Raw genomic sequence first — 20188 nt, 5'->3', positions numbered from 1 at the left:
CGCTCGTGATTGCTTGCATTGTTTTCGGATTCATGGCGGCAACCTATGGCACGCGCGCTGCATGGTTTGCCTTCGGTGCGGCAGATGGTGGTGCGCCGCTGATGGCAAAGATGCTGCCGCAAGGTGCGCTGCTGAGCATTGAAGCGAAGGATTTCTCTGCGCTGCTGAAGCGTTGGAACAGCTCGCCAGAAAAGACTGCCTGGCTGAAAAGCGACAACTACAGCGTATTTTCAAACTCACGCCTGTTTGGCCGTCTTGTTAGCGCACAGGATGAGTTTGCAGTGGCCGCGGGTTTGCCTCCCGACGAAAGTTTTTTGAAAGAAGTTGCCGGGCGCGAAAGCATCTTCGCCTGGTACGACATTGGCAATCTCGAGTTTCTCTACATCACGCGCATGCCTTCTGCTACTGCGGAAAAGACGCGCCTGCTGCAGCTGCGTTCGAAGTTTTCCGCGCGGCAGGTGGGCAACCAGACCTTTTACGTGCGCACGCAGGGAGATGCTGAGAAGGGCGAACAACAGCGCACAGTGGCCTTCGCCACCAGTGGAGACTGGCTGCTCCTCGCCACGCGCGACGATCTGATAGCAGGCGCACTTACACTCATCGCCGACACAGATCACACCGCTGCGACCAACTCACTTTCGGCGGAACCTTGGTTCGCGGATGCGCACGGGGCGGCGAAGGCACAGGGCGATCTGCGCATGACGTTAAATCTCGAGAAGATCGTGCCCACTCCATACTTCCGTAGCTATTGGGTGCAACAGAACGTCACCGAGATGAAGGAATGGCGCTGCGCTCTTGCAGATCTCTTTACCGGCACGGACGCATTTCATGAAGAGCGAGTGCTGTTGCCGAAGTCGACGAGTGAAGCAACCACTGCGCCGGATCTTGCTGAGTTGACGGCGCTACTGCCAGAGCGTTCAGGCGTCTATCGCGCAGTGGCTGCGCCGACCGTGGACGATGCAGTGACCAGGTTGAATGAAAAGCTGCTGCAACGCGGGGCGGGAGGCGCGGGCCGATCGGTCGTTGCGCCGACAGCGCAGTTGCATGTGGAGGACGTGGGCGCTACGAGCGATCTCGAAACACGCATTGATGCGGAGCCCTTGACGATAGCACCTCGTGCTGGAGCCGAACTCGACGCGCTACGCGATGTGCTCGCTCGTTCGGAGCTGCAGTCGATGATGACGGTGAGCCGCACTGGGCAGGCAGTTGACGGCATGTGGATTCCCTTTCAGTCCGCCGTGGTATTGAGTGCTGCTAAAGAGTGGGATGTAGCAGCGTTGCAGGCGGCGCTGCAGCGGCCTTGGGGGGAGCGGCTTACGGCGAGTTCGCTGGGGCTCGAGTGGAAGTCCGACGGTGCCGTGTATTCGATTGGCGACGTGCGTCCGATGGAAGTCGCGGTGAAGGGGAAGCTGTGCATTCTCAGCGACAACGACGGGCTGCTGCGGGAGATGCTTGCTGGGCACCCGAAGACCGGCACGTCGAGCAATGCACAGGCTACCTTGATCGCTGGCCTTGATCTTAAGGGCGAGCGTGCCAGCTTTGAGCGCTGGACTGGCATGGTGGACCGCGGAAATTCGGGGCAAACGAAGAATGGAGACGCTGGTTTGGACGGCTCCAATGGCGGAGAAGGCGCAGCCCCTGCCTTCTTTTCGCAGAACATGCGTAGCCTCGTCGAGGTGTTTGCAGCGCTCGACAAGGAGAGCCTAGTGGAGCGCAGGACGGGCGCGCTTACGCGGCAGACTGTGACCTACACATGGCACCGATGAACCGCTGCGTCTCTGCGAGTGCGTTGGTTCTGCTGATGTGCGTTACATGGACAGTGCCGGAAGCAGCACAAACGCCCGGCACGCAGAGTTCTGCGCTCTATGCACAGGCTGTATCGAGTCTGCTGGATCACCAGTTCCCCTCTACGCAGATTGACTACCTGCTGATGGATACGCAATCGCAGCAGGTGATTGCGATGCGCTGGCGCGATGCTGAGACGCCGATGCCACCCGGGTCGCTGCTGAAGCCGTTTGTTGCGTTGGCCTATGCAAGGCTGCACATGAATCACGCCATCACTAGCGATCCCTTTCCTGCCTTCGTTTGCCATGGCAAGAGCGATGGCTGCTGGCGTGTCGGCGGCCATGGTGCGATGCGACTGGAACATGCGCTGGCCGGGTCCTGCAATGCCTACTTCCTTGCCCTGGCTCGGGAACTTGCTACTTCTCCTGGAGGACTTGAAGCATTGCAGGTGACTGCTGCTGAATATGGCCTGCCTGCGCCTCCTGATCCCTTGGGCACGGAAGATAGTACTGCGGGAATGTGGATTGGCGTGACGCCCGAATGGCGTATACCGCCTCGTACGATGGCCGCGGCATATGCAAGGCTTGCATCGCAGCCTGGCTCATCCGTGGCCGGCCGCCTGCAGGCAGGTATGAAGCTGGCTGCGCTTCCGGGAGGTACGGCATGGCGATTGCAGAACCGTGATAGAGACACATTGGCAAAGACCGGCACAGCTCCCTGCGTACCGCGCAGCAACCGGCAGGAAGACCGCTGTCGCGTGAATGGCGATGGGCTCGTCGTCGTTGTGACTGGTTCGGAAGGTATGAGGGCGCAATCCGGTATGCTTTGGCTGGTACGCCAGCGCGGAACCACCGGTGCAATGGCTGCAGAGCTTGCGGGCAGGATGATGAAGCAGCTTGAAGATGCCGATGGGAGTCGCGCCGGTCACTCCGTCAACTGAGGTCGAGATGCGCTGGATGGCAATGCAGTTGAGATGCGAAGCGGCAGACCAGTCCATACCGCTTGCTGTGCGGATGCTGGTGCTGTTCTGTCTATTGGGCTCAGCATGGATTTGTTCAGCGCAACGGCCAGCTGGACATACGGTACGCATCAGTGTGCTCTCGCTCTTTCACCCAACCACACTGCGGTTGCAAGCCGCTCCGGGAGCGACGCTACAGGTGGTTATGAACGGCACAATGCACACCCTGACTAGTGCAGAGTCGGCTTCCATTGTGCGGGATGACAGCGGCAAGCTGCGATTCCAGACCGGCTCGCACGAAGAAGAGAATGCTCTCCAGGGAACGAGCGTTGTCGCTGTGCCTCGCGCTCTTGTGGCAACGGATGAAGCTCCGGTGTTCTCAATTGAAGTGCCCGGCAAACTGCGCCGCTCTTACGCTGGAACGCTGGAGATTCGTGTTCACAATCGACAGCTGGAGGCCATTGTGACCATGCCCCTGGAAACGGCGGTTGCTTCGATCGTGCAGGCCGAGAGCTCCTCTGGCGCGGGCATGGAGGCACTGAAGGCGCAGGCCGTGGCGGCGCGCTCTTTTCTGGTTGCGCATAGAGCCGGACACCATGGATTCGATTTCTGCGATACCACGCACTGCCAGTTTCTACGTTCGCCGCCGGCCACACAAAGCCCTGCCGCGAAGGCTGCGGCGGCAACGGAGGGTCTGGTGCTCACCTATCGTGACGAAAGCTTAGGGCAGGATGCCACGCTGGCTGCCATGTATGCGCGCAGTTGTGGCGGACGCACTCGTACATTGCGCGAGATTGGAGTACGCAAGCCGGGGGGCTATCCGTACTACGCTGTCCGCTGCGTTTATTGCTCGCGTCATCCGGAGGCATGGAAGCGTCCGCCTGGAACCGCGAGTATTCGTAGTGAGCAGGACCGGCTTGCTTGGAACCGCATTCACGGCTGGTCTGCTCTGCCCAGCATTGGCGCAACGCGGAAGAATGGGAGCGCGGAGGGGGCGGGGGTCGGTCATGGGATAGGACTATGTCAGCTCGGTGCTGCCGATATGGCCCGGCGAGGTGCAGGCTTTGCGGAGATCCTGGCGCACTATTACCCCAACACGCGGCTGAAGCCGATCGATCTCTCCTCCTTGAACGCTGCCCAGTAAGATGCTCGATTCCTGCGTTGAGTTTCGCGGCTTGCGTCCCTATGATGTGGGCATGCAGACGCTCTTTCGCTTCAGCAAGCGCACTGTTCCATCAGCCGTGCTTCTCGCGCTCACCGCATCAGCAACATTGATTGCGCAAGCGCCCGATGTGACCCTATCCAGCGGCCCTGGCAAGGCGGGCATTCCGGCGCACGAACGCAAGGGATTTGTCGCTCTGAATGAGCATGCGCTCCGCTCCGACCTTGCCTACATCGCGTCGGATAAGCTGGTCGGGCGGATGAGCCTGGAAGCGGGCGACGATGCCGCTATTGCGTGGATTGCCGGCGAGTTCGCCAAGGCAGGGCTGAAGCCCGCCGCGACCGATGCGGCAGGCAAGCCAACCTTTCAGCAGAGCTTTGAGCTGGTGGAATACCGCCCCGATCGCGCCGCGTCCAGCATCACGCTGACCCGTGCCGGGCAGCCTACCGAATTCAAGGCTCCGCAGGCCTTCGGCGTTTACAAGCACTCGGTTGACGTGACTGCGCCGGTGATCTTTGCCGGCTACGGGATTACCGCTCCCGAGCTGGGTTATGACGATTACAAAGGCATCGACGCAAAGGGGAAAATCGTGCTGGTCTTCGACCATGAGCCGCAGGAGGATGACCCCAAATCCATCTTCAACGGCACGGGCAACACACGCTATGCAACGTCGCGCGTGAAGCTTTTGAATGCCCAAGCCCACGGAGCCGTTGCGCTGGTGCTGGTTGCTGAGCCGAACCGAAAGCACCTCACCAACGCCGAGCGCACTGCTCGCATCGGCGGCAGCGTGACGCGCGCCATCCCACTGCCGTCGCAGGCGATTGCCGACGATGAGTTGCGTATTCCCGCAGCGCTGGTGCAGGACGCGGTTCTCGCCGCCCTACTGGCGAATTCCGGCACTACTGGCAGCGCGCTGCAGGCTGCGATTGATAAGGATCTAACCCCGCAGAGTCGCGCGCTGCCGGACACAACGCTGACGCTGCATCTGCGCAATACAAGCGAGCGGACCGGCACCACCAGCAACGTTGCCGCGCTGCTCGAAGGCAGCGACCCCAGCCTCAGTGCAGAGACCATTCTGATCACCGCGCATCACGATCACGATGGATTCTCTCCCTCGCAACCTGGTCAGTTCGGCGTTGATGAGAACGGCAAGCCAACCCCACCCGGACCGGATACGAAGCAGGTGTGGCACGGCGCCGATGACAACGGTTCCGGCACGGTCGGCGTGGTGGAACTGGCCAAGGCCTTCGCCGCGAACGGCGCCCGCCCGAAACGGTCAATTCTCTTTGTGGTCTTTGCATCGGAAGAGCGCGGACTGCTTGGCGCCTATTGGATGGCGGCGCATCCACTGCGTCCGCTGGCGACAACGCGCGCGCAGATCAACTTCGATATGATTGGCCGCGATGAGCAGGCGAGTCCGCAGACGGATGGCCTGATTACCATCCCTGCCAACACCACGAACCGCCTCAACCTGATTGGCGCGCTCTATTCGCCGGACTATGACCGCGTCGTCAAGGAGGAGAACAAGTTGATCGGGCTCGACCTCGACGATCGCTTTGATCATGAGTCTGCGCTGAACGTCTTCTTTCGCAGCGACCAGTTCCCTTTCGTGCTCAAGAACATCCCCGCATTCTGGTGGTTCACCGGCTTCCATCCCGACTATCACCACGTTACGGACACGGCGGAAAAGATTGACTACCCCAAGATGCATAAGATCCTGGAGCTGGCTTACCTGTCTGCATGGCGCTTCGCAGAGGACGGGAAGACGCCTGCGTTCATTGCCAATCCGGGCCTGGCCGCGACGCCAGCGCGCTAAGTCCGACGGTCAAAGAAGAAGGGGAACAGGCAAGCAGCCGGTTCCCCGTTTCCGATACACTGTTGTCTGCGACGCCCGTCGCCGGCAGGGCCTATAGCTCAATTGGTTAGAGCAGTGGACTCATAATCCATTGGTTCCAGGTTCAAGTCCTGGTGGGCCCACCAGACCTTCTTCTTCCGGTATTTGAGTAGATTTCCGCGCCTTCAACTTCGAACCCGGTCAATTCTATTCCTGAGCAATTGCATGACGGTCGCGCGCAACTGCCTGGGTGAACTTCATGCGGATTCCGTTCTTCGGCCGCAGGATGACCATCGGACGCGCTTCGATCGTCTGGCCTGGGGGCAGCTCAAAATCATATTTTCTGAGCAGAACGCTCAGAATCATCAGGACTTGCAGCATCGCGTAGTTACCGCCGATGCAGCCCCTTGGGCCCGCTCCGAAAGGCAGATAGGTAAAGGGTGTTTGCAGTTTTTCGTTCGCTTTGGCAAAGCGCGCCGGGTCGAAACGTTCCGGGTCTTCCCAATAGCGTGGCGCATGGTGGGCACCGTAGACGAAGACGATGACCGTCGATCCTCGAGGTATTTCGAGATCGCCTACGCGGTCGTCCGCAACAGCCATGCGGTCGATCATCCAGAACGGTGGGTAGAGGCGAAGCGCTTCCTGGATCACCTGCGTGGCAAACTCGAACCTGGAAACGTCGCCGAAACTCAACGGCGCGTCACCCAGAACGGTATCAAACTCTTGGCGCACCTTTTCCAGACCATCCGGGCGCGAGCTTAAGAGGTAGAGAAGCCAGGATAGAGCATTCGACGAAGTCTCATGGCCGGCGACCAGAAGCTGCATGCTCTCGCTTAGGACCAGCTCGTCGCTCATCCCTTCGCCGTCCGAGTAACGCGCATCCATCAGCGTTTGCAGCAGATCGTGGCCGGGCGCCTGGTGGCGGCGTTGCGTGATGTATTCGAGCAGAACGCCATCTGCGCGCTTACGCATCTCTTCATGTTTGCGGAGTTCGCCCGAGAGTTCAAACCAAGGGTTCAGGTAAGGCTGAAGCGTTTGGCGAACGATAAATTCCTGAACGGTACAGATGGTATGGCTGACGAGGTCGATGTCCTCTTCTTTCAGCTTCGCGCCGAAGAGCGACCTGGCAACCATCGCGAAGGTCATCTTCATGAGCTGGGGGTAGATATCTACAGGGCCTGCCGTTATTTGCTCGTCGAAATCCCGCAGCGACTCTGCAAGAGAACCCTGCATGATCGCTGAAAGCGCCTCTAGTTGCTTGCGATCAAACCCCTTCTGGATAAGCCGCCGCTGGGTGCGCCACGCTTCTCCGTGGGTGGTGAGAAGGCCTTTCCCGAGGAAGTGGCCCATGCGCTTTACTTGAATATCGGACTTCTGGTAATTCTCCGCGTTTGCCTTCAGGACATGCTGAATCACAGCGGGATTGGTTGTAACGATGGCCTCTTTCAGGCCGCCCAGATAGAAACGGAAAGTGTCGCCGTAGAGCTCGATGTACCTGGAGAGAACCTTCGCCGGATTGAGGAACATCGCGCGTGAGTCGGCAAAGGAGCGAAATCGGGAGACGACTGGGGTGGGTTGCGGCACGATTACGCCTCGCTGTCACGGTGGCTTCCCGGCTGCGGGAGTTTCACTGTGGATATTCTATGTGGTTTGGCTGAAGCGTTTGGGTCGACTTAAGTAACAGAGACGGTGAGGACGGTGGGCAGATCAGTTCTCGTTGCCCAGTTGCCTCAAAAGTATCAGATGATGCCAGATTGCTTTGGTCATCGTCGGGTGCTGCCGGTAAGGAACGCCAAATTCTTCGGCAGTCTCTTTTGCGATCTTCGTGAGCTTAGCGTAGTGCGTGTGGCACACGAACGGACACAGATGGTGAGCGATGTGGTGGTTCAGCCCGCCAACGAGCCAGCTCACAATCGGGTTGGTCGTCGCATAATCTGCCGTGGTGGCGAAGATGTGATACACGCTGTTGTCAAACTCGTTGCGGCTTGCCGGGAAGTACGTGGTGTCGATGGTGTGCGTAGTCTGGAACACCAGCGCTACGCTCAAACCAACCACCAGGTGGACAAGGAGAAACGATCCGGCGACCAGCAGTGGTGCTTTGCCCAAGACAATCTCCGGAAAAATCAGCATGTAGGTGAGGTAGAAGGCCTTGCTGGCGAATAGGATGACGTACTCACGCCGCGGATGTTTGGTGCGGCGTAAGTAGTCGTGGGAGGGGAAGAAGAAGGATTCAAAGTCGCGTACGAAGACGTAGTCGAGAGAGAAAAGCGCGTAAAGGACGAGCGCGTAAATATGCTGAAAGCGCTGCAGCGGAGTGCGCGGCTCATGGGGTGTAAAACGCAGCAGACCGCGGCCGGTCAGCGCGTCGTCTTCTCCGTGGACATTGATGCAGGAGTGGTGACCGCGATGATGCAGGATGCGCCACATATACGAGTTGATGCCGCAAAGATCGAAAACATAGTTGAGGAGCTTGTTTACGAACGGCACCGACGAGACTGCGTTGTGGTTGCTGTCGTGGGCGATGTTGAGCAAGAGGAATGTCTGGGCGAGGCCGCTCAAGAGGTAGAGGGCTACGAACTTCCATGAGTCCGGCCGGAACGCGTAGAGAGCAATCCAGCTGCCCGCCAGAACTGCCAGACCCGCAGCGATCTTGACCCACATCGAGCCGTCGGCCTTGGGAGAAATCTTGCCGTCGGCAAACAGGCTGTCCAGCCGGCGGCGCAGGACTTTTGGGAAGGAAGATGCGGCGGCAGGATCGAAAACAGACTGTCGTGGCGAGACCTGGGCCGGAGCAAGATCTTCTACATCTGGACACAGAGAGATTTCCGCTTCGGTCTGGGACGTCACCGGTGCCTCCGCAATCGCGTTCAGTCTATTTGACGCGTTCTGAACTTCAGCATCGGCGGGCCAGAGCACGAGCGGATCTGTCATCCCACCCATTCAGCGTCAAACACCTGATACTATCGGGTAGCTCTGAGAATAATCAAGGAAATTCGATCCAGGTCAAGCATGCGTGAAGTGGTCGCGCATGAGATGCAGGTACACAGTGCAATGATGCGCGGCTCTGTTAACATGATGTGACCACGCCACATGACGCAACGGCAAAGATTTCTATGCTTTTGCTCTCAAATTGGCCTACACTACGGTTCCGCACTCCGAGACTCAGCCGTTCTTCACCCTGCCGGGACACGGAGAGCCGCGAGACGTTACGTGTTTCTGATGACTGGGCTTTGCTATTCAACTTCGGGGGTATTGCTGACCTATTATGGCGTCGATTCTGGACCAACTGGATAGGCTGGGTGATGAGCACCCGCACAAACTCCTGTACTCGTACCTCGACCTGAACGGTAATCCGATCGAATGCTATTCCTACGCGTCGTTTCTACAGCGAACGAAGGTGATTGCAGGGCACTTGCGGAGGGAACACCGGTTCGCGGCTGAGGATCGGCTCCTGCTTGCCTACCCGCCGGGGCTCGAAATGATCTGCGCGTTCTTCGGTTGTGTGCGCGCTGGATTGATCCCGGTGCCGGTCTATCCGCCTGGTTCTCGTGGCTTCCAGAGCGCCCTGTACAAAATGGTCCATATCGCCAGGGATTGCCAGGCAGCCGGAATTCTGACGAGCAAGGACTACCACGCTTCTTTGAAGACGAATCTCGCACGGAGCGGCGTTTCTGCGTCCGGCGTCGACGTGGACTACATTTCCAGTCTTCCGTGGATCGTCACGGAGAACTTCGTTGATCCGCATGCGGATACGGACATGGATGAACCTGTTTTCGACCCTTCGAAGATTCTGTTCCTCCAGTACACTTCGGGATCGACGATGGAGCCCAAAGGCGTCATCGTGACGCACGACAACATCCTGGATACATGCCCGCTTGTGATCGACCACCCAGAGCCGGTCGTGGTGTCATGGCTTCCCCAATATCACGATATGGGATTGATTGGGTGCTATCTCTATCCCGCTCTGAAGGGCGGCACGACGTACGGCTTCGCCCCGATGGACTTCATTCAGCGACCCGGTCTGTGGTTCGACGCGATGACGACCTGTCGGGCCACAGCGACGGCAGCGCCTAATTTTGCGTACGACTATTGCCTTCGCGCCGGAAGGCTTTCGAAGGACAGTCTGGAAAGCTGCGATCTGAGTTCGCTTCGCGTGTTGATGTGCGCCGCGGAGCCGGTGAAGCCGGATACGTTTACGCGATTCCTGGAAGCATTCCAGCCTTATGGATTGAAGTCTGAGAGTTTCTATGCCGCCTACGGGCTGGCTGAGAATACCCTGGCGGTTTCGCTTGGCGGCCGGAACATTATCTCGGTCAACAAGCGCGCACTGGCCCTGGGCAAAGTTCGGATGACGACCGAGGTTTCCGAAGTCGACGCGGCAACACAGGTCGTCAGTTGCGGAATTCCTCTTCCCGGTATCGACGTGAAGATTGTCGAACCAGAGCAGCACAACGCTCTTCCGGAGGGCCACGTTGGCGAAATCTGGATCGCCGGCAGCGGCAAGTGCCTGGGCTATTGGAACAATCCGGAACTCACGCTGAAGCAGTTTCGCGCGCGACTGGTCGATGACAGTCCTTACGACGATGGGTACCTTCGGACCGGCGATATGGGCTTCTTCCATGATGGCGAGCTGTTCGTCTGCGGCCGTATCAAGGACATGATCATTCTGCGCGGGCAGAACCATTATCCGCAGGATATTGAGAGTGTGGTGGAAAAGGCGTCGGGCATGATCCGCCACAATTGCGTGGCCGCCTTCCAGATCCATGAGGATAGCGAGCCTGCACTCGCAATCGTGGCTGAGGTCAAGAATCCCAATGTGCTGCCGGACGCGCGTATGATTGCCGCCGCGGTGCGAAATTATCTGAACGTGGAAGTGGCGCTGATCTCTTTCATTGCGCCTCGCGCCATACCGAGAACCAGTTCCGGCAAGATTATGCGCCACCGCGCCAAGCAGATGTGGGTTGCGGGCGAGTTTACGGTGCTGTCTGAGTTCTCGCGGGAGAAAGATGCCGGGGTTTCCGAGTCTGGTTCGGAGAGCCAGTCGCCTTTCGACGTGTTGAAGGCCCGTTACAACCTGACAGGGAACGAGTCGTACAACCTGGTCGAGGCCGGCCTCGATTCCCTGGACCTGGTCGTCTTCATGCATGAGCTGAAGGAGCTCTTGAAGGATAAGGGCGCAGAGATGTTAGCGCGGCAGGTCGACATCGGGGTAATTCAACGGGTCAGTGTAGCCGATCTTTTCCGGCTGGCGGAGCAGTTGGAGAGCGCTCCCGAAGAAGCGCTGGTTGAACTGCGCCATGCCCTGGGCGCCTTCCGGGAAGAGCAGCGCGAAGCGGAAAAGCAAATGATGTCTAACGACAGGATGCTCGCTTTTACGCCGCCGGAACCTTCGTCATTGCCCGTGGCATCCAGCTTGAATCATGTACTTCTGACGGGCGGAACCGGCTTCATCGGACCGTTTTTGATCAAGAGTCTGCTCGAACAGACGCGGGCTAAAATCTACGTTCTGGTACGGGCTTCAGACGAGGATCGTGGGCAGCAGAGGCTGAAGGCCGCCATGGAGTCGATGGGGCCTTGCAGCAGCGGGCTGATGCAGATGTTCGAGACGCGTGTGGTTCCCATTTGCGGCGATCTGGGACAGCCCATGCTGGGACTGGCTCAGGACGCCTGGGATTTCCTGGCCAATGAGATGGACGCGGTCTTCCACAACGGCGCGACCGTGAACTACCTGTTCAATTACGACCGGATGCGCGACGCCAACGTAATGGGCACGAACGAGGCATTACGGCTTGCGTTTGAAGGACGGCCCAAAGACTTCAACTACGTGTCGACGACCTTCATCTTCGGCTGGGCGGTCAAGAGCACACTCTTTGAGACCGACGGCAACGAAAATATGGAGCTGCTCGATTTCGGCTACAGCCAATCCAAGTGGGTGGCGGAAAAGGTGGTGGAAGATGCGCGCAGGAAGGGACTTCCCGTACGCATCTTCCGGCCTGCCCTGGTCAGTCCTTCAGTTGACGGCGGCGGCAACAACTTCGATATCGCTGTCCGCCTGGTTGCGTTCATGGTCAATCACGGCATCGGAGTCGATACGCTGAATCAGGTCAGCTTCGTCCCCGCGGACGTTGTGGCGAACAACATCGTCGCGATCTCTAACACTCCCGGTACTGAGAACAAGACGTACCACGTGGTGCGCGACGATTATTCGAACATGCTGGACATCACCGCGCTCATTACCAAGTCGACCGGCCGGCAATTCGAGATCTTCAGCCTCTCCGACTTCGTTCCTGAGCTGATCCGCAGATGCCGCAAGGAAGATCTGCTGTTTCCGCTGCTGGATTTTCTGGTGGGTTCTGTCGACAACATATCCGCGATGGAGTTCAAGCGCTACGAAAGCTCGGAGTATCAACTGGCTCGCGATGCTTCGACGTGGGGCATTGCAGATCCGACGCTGGAAGACACCGTGAACGGCATTCTGAAGTTCATGTACCGTAAGGGCATTATCTCGGTTGCGCCTCGCGAGCTGGATCCTGCGCCGCAGGCCGGAAGCCACCTGGCCTGGACTGACGCATAAAGGCCGACGCTCAGGGCTCTTCGCATAATCCAGGATTGCTTGACCTGCGGCAGTATCGGAGCCAGCTCCGTTACTGCCGCTTGAAAACCAGCTTCTCGTTGATATGCTGACCCGTTACAAAAGTGCCGGTACTCGTAAGTGTCATCTGCTGTCCATCCGCGGAAACTACCCACCGGTCCTTCTGCGTCACCTGGTCGTCTCGGCGGTAAGTTGCGTCTACCGTATGCGGATCGACTAGCTGAAGCGTTACCGTATCGTTGCGGGAATTCTTCACATCGTACGTCTTGCCGTCAAAGCGGGCCGTAAAGCTGAACTCGCCAGAGAAGCGCACCCCACCGCTCCCATCCGCTTCGATCTTGAGCAGTGGTCCCTGTCGTAAGTGCGTCTTGCCGAAATCCTGCGTCCACTCGCCCGCAAACGGGTCGCCTATGGTCTTCGATCCACCGGTTCGCGTCCATACTGTGATCTTGTCCGCTTGACCTGGAGTTACCGTCGTGATCGTCAGCTCTTTCCCGTCCTTCGAAATCTGGTCGCGAACTGTCGCGGCCAGCACTCCATTCTTCATTTCCTTAATTTCGGTCTGCGTCTTGCTGATACGGTGCAACTCAATTTGATTGAACGCCGGATTGCCTGGAACGGCTGTTTCATGACCGTCCGGTTTGGCCGTAAAATCAAAGCGGGTTTCACCCGACATAGCGACATGCACGGCGCCATGAACCGTTGCGATGGAGAGTTTGTTGGGAGGATCGAGCGTGGACTGAGACGAAATGAGCGTCCAGGAGCCAATCCAGGATTCAGTCGAGGTGGCGACGGGTTCCGCAGCGACAAGACTCGCGGCAGTTCCCAACGGAAAGGCGGTGGCCAATCCTAGTAACAAAAGCTTACGCATTGGTTCTCCTGAGCTTCCCTATGGCGGCAAGCTTGAATAGATTGATGGTGGCCGAGGTGTCGATCCGGCCAGAAACATGCATCTTAACCACTATACGAGCCGGCTATGGACCGGTTATGCAGTGAAACCTCCACTTTGAGGCGGAGATCCTGAGAGGATTTCGCTCACGCTGCCGGACCGTTGGAACATCCGGAGGAACATCCGGTAAATTTCGCCGATTTTCAAGGACATCATGAGTTTCGAGTATTTGCGCCGTTTCTGGTTGGCCGGGATAGTGTTCGCCGCCGTTGTCGCGCTTCTTCCCTTCTCATTTCACTCCGAGCGCCATCTTGAGACCGCGACCCGTCTCGAAGTCAGCGAAGCGCAGAATGTCCAGCAGGAACTGGCGACCCGCTTTCACTCCCCTTTTGTGGACCGCGTGGTCCTGGTGGTCGAAGGGCTTCCACCCGCGGACTCAGAAGACGGCGGACAAGCGCTGGCAACGATTGTGACGGCACTACGAGGGATGCCCGGCGTCTCCGGGGTCGTTTCCTATCTGGATTTGCGCGATCCGATTTTTCTGGGCCACGACGGTGGAACGTTTGTCCTGGTTGGACTCGCATCCTCAGACGGGCCAGTGGAGTCACTGATTCCCAGCTTGCACGGGTTGGCGGATTCTCTGCAAAACCAATTCAAGGCCCGCTATCCGGCTGTGAAGATGGAACTGACGGGCGAAATTCTGCTGAATTTCGATATTCGAAAAGTAAGCGCGGATGAGGTGAACCGCGCTGAAAGCCTGGTGGTTCCTGCGACGCTGGCGCTCCTGTTGGTGGCCTTCGGAAGCTTCGTCGCCGCGCTCATTCCGCTGGCCGTGGGTGAATTGGCAATTGCGGCAACCATGGCGATCACCGGATTTCTGGCCCATTACATGCACTTGTCCATCCTGGTGCAGAATCTGGCCACCATGCTTGGGCTGGGCCTGGGCATCGACTACGGGCTGCTCATGGTCAGCCGCTTTCGGGAGGCACTTGCAGCCGGAAACGACGGACACGCAGCCTCTCTGATTGCTGCGCGGCAGGCAGGTCGTACGCTCTTGATCTCCGCTTCGACGGTCGCCATCGGTTTTCTAGCCCTGCTGACAGTTCCCATCAGCGAAATCCGTTCGATCGGGATTGCGGGATTCGTGGTGGCGGGTGTAAGCGTATTGCTCGCTAATACCCTGGTTCCAGCCCTCTTAGGTCTGCTCGGTCCGCGCATCAATGCGGGCCGGCTACCCTTCACCCCGAAGTTGGATGCTCAATGCGACGCGCGCGCCGGAAGGCGCTGGAGGCAATGGGGGAAAGTGATTGTTGCCCATCCCTGGCTATCCCTACTGCTGGCAGGCACCCCATTGCTGTTCCTCGCATGGCAGGCTACAAGGCTCGATACACGCGTTCCCAATGGGGATTGGCTTCCGCAGGGAGCGGAATCCGTGCATGCGCTTCACACCCTCGAAAAAATGGACCGGAGCGGCATCGTGCAATCCATGCGCGTGATTGTCCAGCTGCCAAGCGAATCCATTACGCAAACCGACGCAGGTTGGAATGCGATCGATCGTATCTCCAAAAAACTGGCCAGCGACCCGCGCTGTGACCGTGTCGTTTCGATCACAACCGTCGCCGATGGCAACCAGTCATTTCTCAACAGCGTGTCGCGTGAAACGCGCCGCACATTCTTGAGTAGTGACGGACATGCGGCGCTGCTCGAAGTATTGCCGAAGACTTCGGTTTCACTCCGCGATCAAGTCGATTGGGTGCGCGAAATCCGAAAGACCGGTGCACCAGCGCTCACCGAGGTACCCGGCGCAAGCATGCAAGTCGGCGGCATCCCTTCGCTCAACGCCGATTATCAGACGATCGTCCGCGATCACGTTGTGCCGGTTACGACATTGGTGGTGGTGGGGACGCTGCTGGCGCTCCTCGGCGGATTCCGGTCGCTCTTCGCTGCGGTGAAGGCGATCGCGCTTGACCTGTTCTCGGTCTTAGCCTCCTTCGGAGCCCTGGTCCTGGTTTTCCAGGATGGTCACGGGAGCGGCTTGATGGGGGTTCCGGGCGGAACAGGTAGCATCTTCCCCCTGGTCCCCATCGTGAGTTTCGCCATCGTTTTTGGACTCAGTATGGACTACGAAGTGTTCCTGGTCGCACGTGTTCTTGAAGCCAGACGGAGCGGGCTGAGTGAAGAAGACGCGATTCCGGAAGGATTGGCCAGAACCGCCGGGCTCATTACCAGCGCAGCCGCGATCATGATCGTCGTATTCGCGGCATTCACCTTTGGAGATTTTCTAGTGATCAAGATGATCGGATTCACGCTGGCGGCGGCAGTATTCATTGATGCCACGCTGGTGCGGATCGTGATCGGCCCCGCACTCCTGCGGATTGCAGGCGACTGGAACTGGTGGCCCGGGGGGCTGGCAACGGTGCGCCGTCAGCCCACGATTGGGGATCCCGAAACACGGATGCCTTAAGCAGGATGCTGCTAACTACGCAACCTCGCGCCCTGCGTGGTCCTCAACGCCGGTCAAAGTGGCGGGCCAGACGGTTCCCGGTGAATTGCACGCCCTGTACCAGCACGATGAGCACGACGCAGCACAGCGCCAACACGTCGATGCGAAAGCGTTGATAGCCGTATCGAATCGCGAGGTCGCCCAGGCCGCCTCCGCCCACAGCGCCTGCCATCGCGGAGAAGTTAATCATCGTAATCGCCAGGACAGTGAAGGCGCGAATCAGGCCTGGCACCGCTTCCGGCAGATACACCTTGAAGACCGCCTGTTCCGGGGATGCTCCCAGCGTAACGACAGCCTGGATCAAGCCTGGATTGACATCCAGTAATGCAGCTTCGACAAGCCGCGCGGCGTACGGAGTTCCGCCGATCACCAGCGGCACAATTGCCGCGGCGGTGCCGATCGATGTGCCTACGAGGAAGCGAGTGAGAGGCAGCAGCAGCACGATGAGAATAAGGAAAGGGATGCTGCGCGATATGTTGGCAACCGCCGCCAGTATCTGATGAACCGCTGACGATGGCGCGATGCCCTGCGGTGAACTGGCCGCAAGCCATGACCCAAGAGCGAGTCCAAATACGACGCACAAAAGTACGGCCACAGTCACCATGACAAGCGTCTGGAGAGTGGCTTCGGCAATGAGAGGAAGCAGTTCGGTTAAGCTGCTCATAGCTGGCCAATCTCCTCGAGATGCAGATGAGGATGAACCGCCGGCTGACTCTGCGGAGAAGCGGTGTGACCCAGCAACCGGCGTGTCACGTCTGTAGCAGGATGCGTGAGCAGTTGTTGTGCCGAGCCGCTTTCTACCACCCGCCCGGCGTCCAGCACGGTGAGCGAATCGCAGATCGACGCGGCAGACTGAAGGTCGTGGGTAATCATCAGGATAGTTACACCGAACTTCTCACGGATGTTCTTGAGAATCGCAAGCACCGATGCGCTGGTTTCAGGATCAAGAGCCGAAGTTGGTTCATCCGCTAGCAATACACGAGGGTTCGTAGCCAGCGCTCTGGCCAGAGCAACCCGCTGCCGCTGCCCTCCGGAGATCTGCGCCGGATACGCACCCGCTTTATCTGCAATACCGAACCATTGAAGAAGCTCGGTAACACGCGCATCGATCTGGGCTCGCGGTTGGCCTTGAAACTCAAGCGGCAGAGCGACATTCGCGGCTACAGTGCGGGATGCTAGCAGATGCAGTTGTTGAAAGACGATTCCCATGCGGCCGCGCTCATGGCGTAACTCGGAGCTCGACAGCTTCGTCCAATCCTGACCGGCTATAACAATCTCACCTGCGTCGGGCTCTTCGAGACGCGCAATGCAGCGTAACAGCGTGGATTTGCCTGCGCCACTCATTCCGAGGACGCCATGAATCGTGCCTGCAGAGACTTCAATATCCACGCTGTCCAACGCAGGACGAACATTGAGCGAGAATCTTCTTGTCAAACCTCGTACAAGGATCGCTGGAGAGTCATCGTGCGCTGCGGAAATGCTCTTGTCAGTCGGCAGGATAGACCGCGCCTCCATAATGCGCTGTGATAAAGCTACGTGCCTCAGGCGACGCGAGCGCAGCAGCTAATGCACGAACTCTTGGATCAGACTGCGTATCTGCATTCACCGCAAGCACGTTCGCATAAGGGGAATCGCGCGTCTCGCTTAACCACGATCCCGTATGCGGATTAAGCCCGGCATCGAGAGCAAAGTTGGCGTTGATCACCGCTGCATCTACATCCTCAAGGGAGCGCGGCAGCTGCGCCGCATCGAGCTCTACAAGCTTCAGTTGTTTCGGATTTCCCACAACATGCACAGCCGCTGAACCAGCCTCATGCTGAAGGGTGATTAGCCCAGCCTTTTCCAGCAGCAGCAAGGCCCGATCATGATTGACTGGGTCATTCGGGATGGCGATGCGCGCGCCATTCGCCAGCGAGGACAGCGTCTTCGTTCGACCAGGATAGATCGCCATCAGCGGAAGATATACGCGGCCTGCTGCTACAAAAGTAGTCTGGTGGTCATGATTGAATTGCGTGAGGAACGCCACGTTCTGGTAAAGATTCACATCGAGATCATGGCTGGCGAGAGCCATGTTGGGCTGGATGTAATCCGAGAAGCGCACGATCTGCAACGTAAGCCCCTGCTTCGCGAGTACTGGCTCAACAGCATGCAGAATATCCTCCGCCGGGCCTGGGGTAATGCCAACCTTGAGCGTATTGCCGGAGTGAGACTTGCAGCCGCTAAGAGCGATAAGCGAGAGCACGATCGAAAGACTAACTCCAGCCAGGAATCGCTGGAGAAGTTGCCCGGCATACCGCCGGTGAAGTGTTGCCATGAGCTTGAACATTGACTATACCTGCACTAAAGATGAGATGACCGTCTCGCCGAAACGTTCCATCTCTTCCAATTGCGGACTGAACTGCAGCAGTACAAGGTTCACGCCCGCGGCTTCGAATTTGCCCAGTTGATCCTGCACCTGTGCCGGAGTGCCGACGAGGCCCGAACGCAGCCCGCGGTTTGAGACCGAGTATTCTTCGATCGACATCCGCTGCTCAAGCTGTGTGCCGTTGAGCCACTGCTGGTAGTTCGCGAAGCCAGATGCATTTTGCTTCACGTCAGTGATGCGATCAAGTTCACGCTTAGCCTCTGCCTCGGTGTCGCGCACAATGGCATAGCCGGCAACGCCGAACTGCATGGGTGGCAGGCCAAAACGCTCACGGCGTTCCCGCATGTCAGCGATCTTTGCTGTAACGTACTCCGGCGAATCCCCGTGCATCACGTAAGCGTCGCACTTGAGCGCAATCAGGTTCTTGGCAGCCTCTGACTCTCCACCGGCATACAGCGTTGGCCGCGGCTTGCGGACAGGCTTGGGCTCGAGCACAGTGTTTTCGACGGAGTAGTATTTACCCGCATAGCTGAAGCTTGGCTCGGTCCAAGTGCCGTTGACAACATCCAGCCACTCCGAAGTACGCGCATAGCGGTCGTCGTGCTTTTCAAAGTGGACGCCGTACATGCGTGCCTCCTGCTCCCACCACGAGGAGACTACGTTGAGCGACAGGCGGCCATTGCTGATGTTATCGATATTGGCTGCCTGCTTGGCTAACAGCGCGGGCAAATGAAACGTCGGCCGCACCGCGACCATAAGCTCCAGGCGTTGGGTGATCGCGGCGAGCGCAGCTGAAGTAGACCAAGCATCAAGGCTGGGCGCGCCGACTCCTTTGATGTCATTGAGATTGAGTTCAGCGATCAGGGAGAGATCAAAACCGATCTCCTCGCTACGCCGTGCAAGCTTGCTGACGTAAGCCCAGTCCGCTTGCATCTGCTCATCTTCCACGTTGCGCAGCCACCCGCCAAACACGGGCATCCAGTATCCGTAGCGAAGCCTACCGTTGGGCATTGGCAATCTCCGCTTCAAGATAGTCGGCAAGGTTCTCAAATGGATTGAAGCCAATAACGCGCTGCGCATCTGCGACGAAGTTTGAAAGAGCATTGACGTCGTAGTAGTAGATCTGGCCGTCGCGGTCGTCGATGATATACTCGATGCCGCCCACGTCGATCTTCGCTGCGCCAACGATGCGCTCAATGGCTTCGATGACTTCTGCTGGGGGCGTATAACCTTCAACCTTGAGGCCCGCCTTGGCTCCTTCAATGACGCAGGCATTGGCAAGGCTCTCACCACGCGCGGTCTGGCAGATATCAGCAGGGCAAAGATCAAATGTTTCTCCAGTGAGATAGACATTGATCGCGTAAAGATATTTTCCACCGAGCGTTTCTACGCGGGTGATGTGGCCGCCGCGAGCCGGGATGAACTCCTGCACGAGACCGATATGATCGAAGCCCAGCTCAAGCGTTCCTGCATCGATCGCGGCCTGCAGGGCCTCGGGCGTATCAAAACGAACGATACCTGCGCCGCTCCCACCGACATTAGGCTTCACTACGACCGGATAGCGAAGTCCTTCTGCCGCAGCGACAGCATGACGAGCATCATGAATCACTCGCGACTTGGGATAGGGAATACCGAGGGATGCGAGAAGAGAAAGCTGAAGCGCCTTCGATAGCTCATAGCGGAACGCAGTTGTTCCGTTCAGTACGCGTACACCCTGCAGCTCCAGTTGTCCAAGCCATGCGAGGGTGTGGAAGAGCGCTGATCCATGCTCGCGGCGATCCGCAGAAGGGCTCATGCGGTTGAACAGCACGCGAAACTTTGGCTCAACCTCTCCGGCCGCATAGAAGTGCTCGGGCGCATAGATCTTGTCGAAGCCCACTCCCCGACGCTCAAGCTCCGCGAAGATCGGGTTGAACCACTGCGGATGCTCGTAAAAAAATGCGATGGCCTGGTCTTTCCCGGCATGTGTCTCTTGCTGCTTCGACTCGATAGTAGCTGTGCTCACGGCTGATTTACCTCTTCAATTCGATAGGAACGAATGCATGAAACAAGAACATGGTATCGCGCCAACGCTACCGATCAGGATAGCCCTGGCGATCT

14 protein-coding genes and 1 tRNA gene are annotated in these 20188 nt (G+C 58.2%); 7 read left to right on the top strand and 8 right to left on the bottom strand.

The genetic code is table 11. From position 1 onward, the window contains the following. Nucleotides 1-32 precede the first annotated feature (32 nt). The 5 genes from AC5S27_RS24785 to AC5S27_RS24765 all read left to right on the top strand — a co-directional run bounded on the left by AC5S27_RS24785 (nt 33) and on the right by AC5S27_RS24765 (nt 5885). Nucleotides 33-1766, top strand: coding sequence for a hypothetical protein (locus AC5S27_RS24785; protein ID WP_493937241.1), 1734 nt, complete (start codon nt 33-35; stop codon nt 1764-1766). Then, on the top strand, nt 1754-2725 hold the full coding sequence (locus AC5S27_RS24780; protein WP_493937240.1) for a penicillin-binding transpeptidase domain-containing protein: 972 nt from the start codon (nt 1754-1756) through the stop codon (nt 2723-2725). Before AC5S27_RS24785 ends, AC5S27_RS24780 begins: the two co-directional genes overlap by 13 nt. Beyond that, nucleotides 2688-3887: a SpoIID/LytB domain-containing protein gene (locus tag AC5S27_RS24775; RefSeq protein WP_493937239.1), complete on the top strand. Its 1200-nt coding sequence runs from the start codon at nt 2688-2690 to the stop codon at nt 3885-3887. Before AC5S27_RS24780 ends, AC5S27_RS24775 begins: the two co-directional genes overlap by 38 nt. 52 nt (nt 3888-3939) lie before the next feature. Continuing rightward, entirely contained in the window at nt 3940-5721 is a 1782-nt protein-coding gene (locus AC5S27_RS24770; protein WP_493937238.1) for a M20/M25/M40 family metallo-hydrolase, read from the top strand. A gap of 87 nt (nt 5722-5808) precedes the next feature. Next, nucleotides 5809-5885 (top strand) — tRNA-Ile (locus tag AC5S27_RS24765). Nucleotides 5886-5946: 61 nt separating this feature from the next. Here the strand turns inward: AC5S27_RS24765 and AC5S27_RS24760 are convergent. Together AC5S27_RS24760 and AC5S27_RS24755 are read right to left on the bottom strand one after the other, a co-directional pair. Beyond that, nucleotides 5947-7323 carry a cytochrome P450 gene (locus AC5S27_RS24760; RefSeq protein ID WP_493937237.1) on the bottom strand — a complete coding sequence of 459 codons (1377 nt, stop codon included), beginning with the start codon at nt 7321-7323 and terminating at the stop codon, nt 5947-5949. A 123-nt stretch (nt 7324-7446) separates the two neighbouring features. Then, nucleotides 7447-8670, bottom strand: a complete 1224-nt coding sequence (locus tag AC5S27_RS24755; protein ID WP_493937236.1) for a fatty acid desaturase family protein — start codon at nt 8668-8670, stop codon at nt 7447-7449. Between the two features lie 334 nt (nt 8671-9004). Between AC5S27_RS24755 and AC5S27_RS24750 the strand changes: the two genes are divergently transcribed. After that, the gene (locus tag AC5S27_RS24750) at nt 9005-12313 is read left to right on the top strand and encodes a thioester reductase domain-containing protein (RefSeq protein ID WP_493937235.1); all 3309 of its coding nucleotides are present in this window, start codon (nt 9005-9007) and stop codon (nt 12311-12313) included. A 70-nt stretch (nt 12314-12383) separates the two neighbouring features. Here the strand turns inward: AC5S27_RS24750 and AC5S27_RS24745 are convergent, their stop codons facing one another. Further along, entirely contained in the window at nt 12384-13202 is an 819-nt protein-coding gene (locus AC5S27_RS24745) for a hypothetical protein (RefSeq protein WP_493937234.1), read from the bottom strand. A 232-nt stretch (nt 13203-13434) separates the two neighbouring features. Between AC5S27_RS24745 and AC5S27_RS24740 the strand changes: the two genes are divergently transcribed. Further along, nucleotides 13435-15684, top strand: a complete 2250-nt coding sequence (locus tag AC5S27_RS24740) for an MMPL family transporter (protein ID WP_493937233.1) — start codon at nt 13435-13437, stop codon at nt 15682-15684. Nucleotides 15685-15727: 43 nt separating this feature from the next. Here the strand turns inward: AC5S27_RS24740 and AC5S27_RS24735 are convergent, their stop codons facing one another. The 5 genes from AC5S27_RS24735 to AC5S27_RS24715 are packed head-to-tail and all read right to left on the bottom strand — an operon-like array spanning nt 15728 to nt 20093. Beyond that, nucleotides 15728-16387 (bottom strand): methionine ABC transporter permease, encoded by a 660-nt coding sequence (locus AC5S27_RS24735; protein WP_493937232.1) that lies wholly within the window; start codon nt 16385-16387, stop codon nt 15728-15730. Next, entirely contained in the window at nt 16384-17157 is a 774-nt protein-coding gene (locus tag AC5S27_RS24730) for a methionine ABC transporter ATP-binding protein (protein ID WP_493937231.1), read from the bottom strand. Before AC5S27_RS24730 ends, AC5S27_RS24735 begins: the two co-directional genes overlap by 4 nt. A 52-nt stretch (nt 17158-17209) precedes the next feature. Then, complete coding sequence (locus AC5S27_RS24725; protein WP_493937230.1) at nt 17210-18049, bottom strand: MetQ/NlpA family ABC transporter substrate-binding protein; 840 nt, start codon at nt 18047-18049, stop codon at nt 17210-17212. 3 nt (nt 18050-18052) lie between these two features. Next, nucleotides 18053-19099: an LLM class flavin-dependent oxidoreductase gene (locus tag AC5S27_RS24720; RefSeq protein ID WP_493937229.1), complete on the bottom strand. Its 1047-nt coding sequence runs from the start codon at nt 19097-19099 to the stop codon at nt 18053-18055. Then, nucleotides 19086-20093: an ATP-grasp domain-containing protein gene (locus tag AC5S27_RS24715; protein WP_493937228.1), complete on the bottom strand. Its 1008-nt coding sequence runs from the start codon at nt 20091-20093 to the stop codon at nt 19086-19088. The genes AC5S27_RS24720 and AC5S27_RS24715 overlap by 14 nt, the downstream gene beginning before the upstream one ends. Nucleotides 20094-20188 lie beyond the last annotated feature (95 nt).

The organism is Acidicapsa borealis, assembly GCF_059115245.1.
This window is presented reverse-complemented; position numbering and strand designations above follow the sequence as displayed.